Source organism: Candidatus Aminicenantes bacterium (assembly GCA_026393795.1).
GTDB lineage: Bacteria > Acidobacteriota > Aminicenantia > UBA2199 > UBA2199 > UBA2199.
The window spans coordinates 1-8084 of record JAPKZL010000141.1 but is presented as its reverse complement, the minus strand read 5'-3'; the positions used below and the strand labels follow the sequence as shown (position 1 = coordinate 8084).

Genomic DNA, 8084 nt, shown 5'->3' with positions numbered 1-8084 from the left:
TTCACCACCACAGCTACATGTATTACCAGAAAACCATCCATGTTGGCAAAGCCCCGATAGACCTTGCTACGATCGAACATTCAGCTCAAGGGGTTAACGGTCATAAAAAACATCGGGGCGTTTGGAAATATTTTAATACTTAAAATATTTACAAAGAGTAATATACAAGGGGTTTGATTAATCAAACCCCTACACACGGTGTCTTTTTCATACCAACACTATGTTTTTGCACTAGATGGTTCCACAGAACAATCATTCTGTGTGGAACCATAGTGCAAAAACATCTAGTGTTGGTTTAATTCAAATCATCCCGAACCGTCGGGTGAGAGATTGATTTGTATATCCCCTTCGGGGATAGTCACACTAGATAGTCACACTATAGGTTTTGTAGTGCCCGAAAGGTAACGAAACCTATCTAGTGTGACTATAGTGTGACTACCGGAACAGCATGTCGGTGACGCGCGGCAGCGTCCAGAATTCGCGGTCCACCCGCTCTTCGATCTTTTCGACCAGTATGGCCGCTTCGGCCAGGTGCGGCCGGATGAATTTGGTACAAAATTGCGCCCGAGTACGATCAGTTCCTTTTTTCAGTTTGTCATTATCTTCATCCAACAAGGATACCGTTTCCATTGCCCGGTTAATCTTTTCAGTAAAATTGGCGATAAATGCGAATTGATTTTTGAGCATGGCCGGTTTCTTGGCCAAGATTTCCTGCGGAAACTGACGAATAGCATTCAGAAGCATGGCTTGGTTTTTAAGCGCCGCTGGAATGATATAGGCACGCAAAAGATTGCGGGCGACGCGCAATTCCATTTCCACGGTTTTGACATAGATTTCGATTTTGATGTCGGCGCGGGCGTTGATCTCTTCGCGGGACAGGATGGCAAATGCTTCGAACAAGCGCATATTTTTTTCTTCTTTCAAACGATCAACCGTCTCCGGCACCGAAACCGGTATATACAATTTACGTTTACGGGCTTCCTTATGCCAGTCAGAATTATAGTTGTCGCCGGCAAAAATAATGCCCGAGTTTTCATGGATTACATGCTGCAATTTAAGGATCAATGCTTTTTCGTCCTTGGTTTTCTCAATGGCCTTGTATATTTCCGTTAAACCGGCAGCGACAAGCAGGTTGATCACTGAGATCGGGAAAGCCAGCGAAGCCGACGATCCGGGCATGCGAAACTCGAACTTGTTCCCGGTGAATGCCACGGGTGACGTGCGGTTGCGATCGGAGAGATCGTGGAGGATCGCCGGCACGAATTCTTCGAAGCGGACCATTTTCGATTTTCTGAATTTTCCGGCTACAAAAGCTTGTGGATCATCGATTATTCCCTGCAATTCTGCCCCTAAAAAGACAGAAATGATAGCCGGCGGCGCTTCATGACCTCCCAAGCGCAGTTCGTTGCCCGGGGAAGCCCAAGTCATGGAAGCGGTTCATGCCGCAAATAAATCCGCTTAAAAAGCACAAGAAGACCAGCCGCGAATTCTTGGTATCGCCGGGGGCGAACAGGTTGCGCCCCTGATTATCCATCAACGACCAGTTGATGTGCTTGCCGCTGCCGTTGAAACAAACAAAAGGTTTCTCATGGAGCAGGCAAACCATGCCGTGGTTACGGGCAATCCGGGTCAGCAGGTCCATCAGCAGCTGGTTATGATCGGCGGCGATATTGGCTTCCTCGTACAGCGGAGCGATTTCAAACTGGTTGGGGGCCACCTCATTGTGCCGCGTCTTCACCGGGATGCCCAGCTTCAGAGCCTCCTCCTCCACATCGGCAAGAAAGTTCAGCACCGCTTCGGGGATGGCGCCGAAATAGTGGTCGCCCATCTGCTGTCCGCGGGGCGGGCGCGCGCCGAAGATCAGCCGGCCTACGGTTTTCAGGTCGGGCCGTTTCTGAAAGTCCTTTTCATGGACCAGGAAAAACTCCTGCTCGGCGCCGACCATGTTTTTCACCCAGCTTGCCCGCTGGTTGAATTTGGCCAGAATTTTAAGCGCGATGTCATTGATCAGCCGCAATGACCGCAGCAACGGAGTTTTTTTATCCAGCACACAACCGTTGTAGCCGTAAAAAACCGAGGGAATGAAGAGGACGCAATTCTTGCGGTTTTTGACCACGAAAACAGGGGAACAGGGATCCCAGGCCGTGTAACCGCGGGCTTCAAAAGTCGAGCGCATGCCGCCGTGAGGAAACGACGAGGCGTCGGGCTCCCCCTTGACCAGGTCGCGTCCGGAAAAATGCGAAATGATCTTGCGGTTGTCATCCCATTCCAGGAAGGTGTTCTGCTTGCCGGCGGTCAGCCCGGTCAAAGGCATGAACCAGTGGGTGAAATGGGTGACGCCCATGGCCTCGGCCCATTGCTTGATGGCGCGGGCCAGGGAATCGGCCACTTCGGCATCGAGCGACTTTTTCTGGTCCACCGTGCGTAACAGTTTTTTGAATACCGTAGGCGGCAAAGCCTGCTTCATCTTCTCCAGGTCGAATACGTGGCTGGCGAATTTTTCTTTCATCTCCCCTCCTGGCAATCTTTAAATCTCTGCAATTTTTCCCAAAACAATCTACAGTGATTTTGGCGAGCTGAAATTGCTTTATACCCGATTTTAACCTGATTGTCAAAAGATAATGGCGATGACCCTCCTTCCGGGGACATACCTTTAATTAGAGCTTGATCGGTAAATTAAAGGTTGCCAATGAGAGCAACGGCATAGAGGGGTAAATGAATAAAGTCATTATCTTTGGTAAAATTTCTTGTGGAGGTTCGATAGATATGGGGTGGTGAATATTTTTGTGAGTACACCCGGAGGCTTTTGGCATGCCGGCTTTGTCCACTTTTTACCTCCAGAGGAAAAATACCATCCGCTCGAGAAATAATAAAATCGACTTCCGCATCACTTTTGCTGGTCCAGTAATAAAGTCGGTCGACAATATTCAAGCGCGTAAGTTCATTGGCTACATAATTTTCGACAAACGCTCCGTAATATTCCGAAAAAAGCCTGTCTCCTTCAACAATCATCCGCGAGGGAATATTCAGCATTGCTCCCAATAAACCCGGATCCAGCAAATATATTTTGAACTTGTCATTTTCGGCGTAGCCAGACAGGGGTTGTTTGGGCGTTTCCAAATGATAGGATAAATGAATCAAACCGGCTTTTCGAAGCCATTCCGCAGCCGATTCATAGCGCGATGACCGGGCGCCCTTTTTCACGTCCCCATAAATAAATTTTTTGTTTTCCTTGGCCAATTGTCTGGGGATGGACCGCCAGACCTCAGAGTTTTTTATGGCTTCCGCTGTAGAGGTATGCTTGGAGAAATCCCGTTCAAAGGCGTTTAGTATTTCCCGTTGTATGGAGCGGGCAACCGCAATATCACGACTGGATGAATAGGCGGCAATTACTTCCGGCATACCGCCGACATACAAGTAGTACCTTAAATGTCTCAATAGCTTGTCATGAAATGCTTCCGCCAAAGAGTTGTAATCCTTTTTTCTTAATAATAATTCCAACAGGGACTCTTCGCCCATGGCAGCCAAATATTCAAAAAAGCTCATGGGATATAAGGTAAGGAAATTGACTTTTCCAACAGGGAAACTGGATGTTTTTCCAATTGCCACCCCCAATAAAGACCCGGCAGAAATAACTGAGTATTCAGGAGCTTGCTCGGAAAAATATTTCAGGCTGGTCAAGGCTCGAGGGCATTCCTGAATTTCATCAAAAAATATCAGGGTATGATCTTTTTGAATTTTGCGGCCCCAAAATGCACTCAATAACTCCAATAGAACTTGGGGCTCCAGGGAAGATTCAAATATGGAAGCCAGTTGCGGTGTCTCTTCAAAATTAAAATAGGCGAAATCCTTATATTCTTTCCTGGCAAATTCCTTCACGAGATAGGTTTTGCCAACCTGGCGAGCTCCCTGGACCAATAAGGGTTTTCTATTGGTTTGATTTTTCCACATCAGCAAATCCTGATAATTATCTCTTTTCATAATATCTCCATATATTTGTCAAATTGATGTTAATTTATCTCCAATTAAATGTCAAATGCGCCAAAGGTCAAGGAAGACCCGGCCGAATGTTTGGAAAAATTGTAGCGGACCCCCCTTCGGAGACAGACAAATCAAATCCGCCAAAGTCGGCGGATGATTTGTGCTAAAGGGCCTGCCCCTACCTTATCGCAACACCATTCCACCAATATTCACTGCTAAGACGCAGCCTTGGATTCACTCGGGTCATAAGCTTCCTCGGTCAGGAAGCAGGCATCGCGGACACCCGCCGCCTGAGCCGCCTTCAACAAATCAACCACCTTTCCCCATGGGGTACTACAATCAATGTGCAAAAATAATTTTTTGTTGTTGCCAATAAATCCCGCATATAAGAAATATTTTTTCGTTTAAAAAGATACCTTCAATTTTTTAATCCAATCCTTCTTTTTTAGAAACTGACGAGATAGTTCATCCGAAAGTGTAAGCAAATCAGGATTATCGATCCGTTCACTACTGATCCAAATTTCTGAACTACTAGACATGTAGACAATAACAAGGGAATCTATTGCAGTCACGTCACGTACAAATTGAAATTGAGAATGGTGGCTTTCGGGAATAAAGAGTATCGAATCACCGTGTCCTAAGGGAATCACTAATGTTAGAACAGCAAACATTAAGAAAATGAATGTAAATAATGTAAATGAAAACAAAGGTTTTGAAATGTAACGGGGAATCACCAATCCATTTTGGGATACATAGAAAAGATCACCGGGTAAAGATCGCTTCCAATCCATGATTCGATTTTAATTGCTCACCCTGGGAATGTCAATAAACTTCTTTATCAAGGTTATCCCTATAAACGCTTTTGAAAATCCTGAATGGTATTTTTACGGCTATTTCCCGCAGTTTTATCCAGTGAAATTTCGACAGCCGGTTGTCCTGCTTATCGCGGATAATTTGACTTGTCGGGCGGATTATCACAGATAATTTGACTTGTCGGGCAGATTATCATATTATTGGATTATGAATAGTAAGAAATTCCTGCCTAGAGTTCTAAACATCAACCTGCCGGTTGGACAGTCCGCTTTTCTATGGGGCGCGCGAAAAACCGGTAAAACCACACTTCTACGCCGGCAATTCGCCAACGCTTTTTGGATTGACCTGCTCGACTTCGATCTCTTTTTACGGCTGAGCCAAAACCCCAAAGAACTACGGCAAATGATCGCCGCCCAAACGAAAAAAACAATCGTCATCGACGAGGTGCAAAAAATTCCGCACCTGATGGACGAAATCCACTGGCTCATCGAAAACAAACGCTATCAATTCCTCCTTTCCGGTTCGAGCGCCCGCAAACTGAAACGCAGCAACACAGGTCTTTTGGGAGGCCGCGCTTGGCGCTATGAGCTGTTCCCACTGGTAAGCAAGGAAATCGGCAACCAATTGGATTTGTCCAAGGCGCTATGTTCAGGGTTTATCCCTGCCCATTATTTGTCTTCCGATTTCCATATGGACCTGCAAGCTTACATCAACGACTATCTGAAAGAGGAAATCCAAGCTGAAGCACTGACCCGTAACCTGCCCGCCTTCAGCCTATTCCTGAAATCCGCGGCCTTGACCAACGGCATGCTGCTTAACTATTCCAACGCCGCCCGTGAAGCGGGTGTTTCGGCAAAAATTATCCGCGAATATTATCAGATCCTTGAAGACACACTGCTCGGCAAACGGCTGCTCCCCTGGAAACAATCTAAAAAACGACGACTGATCGATACAGCCAAGTTTTATTTTTTCGATGTCGGCATTGTCAGCGGTCTCTTGAACTACCGTTCGCTTACTCCGGGGACGAATGAATACGGCAGGGCTTTTGAGCATTTCATCCTGCAGGAGTGCTGGGCTTACAACCATTACAGCCAAAAAAATCTGGAACTGTCATTCTGGCGGACGACCAACGGCGCTGAAGTCGATTTGATCATTGGCGACGGAGAGGCGGCAATCGAAATCAAATCTTCCGACCACGCGGGAGAGCGGACCAAAGGGCTGCATCTGTTCAGCCAGGAAGCAAAATGCCGCCAGTATTTTATTGTTTCCCGGGACCCTTTCCCTAGGAAACTCCAAAATAGCATCCAAATTATTCCCTGGCAGCAATTCTGTGCCATGCTCTGGCAGGGAGACATTTTTTAATGCTTAAAAAGATAAAGGAGTTGGGAAAGGATACGGCGATCTACGGCATCTCGACCATCGTCGGCCGCTTCCTCAATTTCCTGCTCGTCCCCTTCTACACCCATTTCATCTCCCGCGCCGACATGGGCATCTATACCAACATCTACGCCTACCTGGCCTTCCTGAACATCTTCTATATTTACGGCATGGACGCGGCCTTCATGAAGTACAGTTCGCTGGCCGGTGCGGAGGAGAAGAAAAAAGTATTTTCCACCGCCTATGTTTTCGTCTGCCTGTCGACCCTGGCCCTGACCTCGCTGCTTTTGCTGCTGCGCATTCCCTTCGGCCAGCTGATGGCCGTTCCGGCCCGCTACTCGCGCTTGATCTACTATGTCATCCTGATCCTGCTCTTCGACACCCTGGCCCTCGTTCCCTTCGCAAACCTGCGCCTGGAGCGCAAAGCCGGGAAATTCGCCGCCTTGAAGCTGGCCAACATCCTGATCAACCTCGGGCTCAACCTGCTCTTCTTCATTAAATTCCATTGGGGCATCGAGGCCATCTTCGCCGCCAACCTGGCCGCTTCAGCCGTCACCCTGCTCCTGGTCGCGCCGGAAATAGTCAAGCGGCTGCGCATCCGCATCGACGGCGTCGAGCTGAAACGGATGCTGCGCTTCGGACTCCCCTACCTGCCGGCCAGCCTGGCCGCGACCATGGTCCAGGTCATCGACCGCCCGGTGGTCCTGGCCATGACCAACGCCGACACGCTCGGCTTATATCAGACGGGCTATAAGCTCGGCATTTTCATGATGCTGGTCGTCTCGATGTTCCAGTACGCCTGGCAACCTTTTTTTCTTAACAACGCCAGGGAGAAAAATGCCAGGGAAATCTTCGCCAAAGTGATGACGCTGTTCGTGCTGACGGCGAGCCTGCTGTGGATCGTCATCTCCCTGTCAATCGAGAACCTGGCCCGGCTCAGGATCGGCCCCGGGAGCACGCTCATCGAAAAGCATTTCCTGCCCGGCCTGGTCGTGGTGCCGATCATTCTGCTGGCCTACCTGTTCAACGGCATCTACGTCAACCTCCAGGCCGGGTTGTACATCGAGGAAAAGACGAAGTATTTTCCGTACATCACCGGCGCCGGCGCCGTGGTCAACGTGGCGGCCAACCTGCTGCTGATCCCCGCCTTGGGCATCGTCGGCGCGGCGCTGGCCACCCTGGCCAGCTACCTGGTGATGGCGGCCGGGATTTTCTATTTCGCCCAGAAATTCTATCCTATCCCTTACGAATATGGAAAAATATTCAAAATCCTGGCTGCGATTTTCATCAGCGGAGCCATTTATTACTACCTATACTATCACGGCGGCCTGAGCGTTTTAATTAAATTGGCGATGCTGGGCGCGTTCGGCGCCGCGCTTATAGCCTTGCAGATCGTGAAAAAAGACGAACTGCGGCGCCTGGGCAAAATGTTTTTCCGCTTCAGGTAGTTTTTTACGGTTGCGGTCGCGTCGCCCAGGCTCCATTGTGGGCACCGTGTTTTTTCAGGACCCCGATCATGCCGACGATGCTTTCTCTGAACGGTTTAAAATCATCATCCGCGGGCACGACTTCCAGCAAGGCTTGATATTTATCCAGCGGCGTCGAGCCTGCCGGCAAAGTAAAATCATTGTCACAGAAACTGTCGGGATAGGCGGTCAGGGATTTGCGGTTCACCTGCGCGCCCCGGGCCAGCAGGGCTTCGACCATATCCGGGGCGAAACGCCCATTAGCAAAAAAGATGACGGACAACCCATACCCATAATAATCTGCTTCCTCAATATCCGCCCCGGCGGCCAGCAGCATATCCAGTAAAGCCAAGCGCTCCGCTTTTTCAGCGCCTGAAGCAAAATTTCCATTGCCGCGCACGACATATCCAAGCGGCTTGATCCCGTATTGATCAGGAATGAGCGCCA

The 8084-nt window shown here is 48.9% G+C and carries 7 protein-coding genes; 2 read left to right on the top strand and 5 right to left on the bottom strand.

Annotated features, from left to right (window positions below; genetic code table 11):
- Positions 1-435: 435 nt before the first annotated feature.
- The 4 genes from NTW95_06710 to NTW95_06695 form a co-directional block, all read right to left on the bottom strand.
- Positions 436-1281 (bottom strand): hypothetical protein, encoded by an 846-nt coding sequence (locus tag NTW95_06710; GenBank protein MCX6557108.1) that lies wholly within the window; start codon positions 1279-1281, stop codon positions 436-438.
- Positions 1282-1381: 100 nt separating this feature from the next.
- Positions 1382-2509, bottom strand: a complete 1128-nt coding sequence (locus tag NTW95_06705) for a glutamine synthetase III (protein ID MCX6557107.1) — start codon at positions 2507-2509, stop codon at positions 1382-1384.
- A gap of 167 nt (positions 2510-2676) precedes the next feature.
- Positions 2677-3981: an ATP-binding protein gene (locus NTW95_06700; GenBank protein ID MCX6557106.1), complete on the bottom strand. Its 1305-nt coding sequence runs from the start codon at positions 3979-3981 to the stop codon at positions 2677-2679.
- A 404-nt stretch (positions 3982-4385) separates the two neighbouring features.
- Entirely contained in the window at positions 4386-4772 is a 387-nt protein-coding gene (locus NTW95_06695) for a hypothetical protein (protein MCX6557105.1), read from the bottom strand.
- 229 nt (positions 4773-5001) lie between these two features.
- Between NTW95_06695 and NTW95_06690 the strand changes: the two genes are divergently transcribed.
- Together NTW95_06690 and NTW95_06685 are read left to right on the top strand one after the other, a co-directional pair.
- Complete coding sequence (locus tag NTW95_06690; GenBank protein ID MCX6557104.1) at positions 5002-6156, top strand: AAA family ATPase; 1155 nt, start codon at positions 5002-5004, stop codon at positions 6154-6156.
- Positions 6156-7619, top strand: coding sequence for a polysaccharide biosynthesis C-terminal domain-containing protein (locus NTW95_06685; GenBank protein MCX6557103.1), 1464 nt, complete (start codon positions 6156-6158; stop codon positions 7617-7619). The genes NTW95_06690 and NTW95_06685 overlap by 1 nt, the downstream gene beginning before the upstream one ends.
- Positions 7620-7623: 4 nt before the next feature.
- Here the strand turns inward: NTW95_06685 and NTW95_06680 are convergent.
- The coding region (locus tag NTW95_06680; GenBank protein MCX6557102.1) for a hypothetical protein at positions 7624-8084 on the bottom strand (461 nt) is incomplete at its 5' end.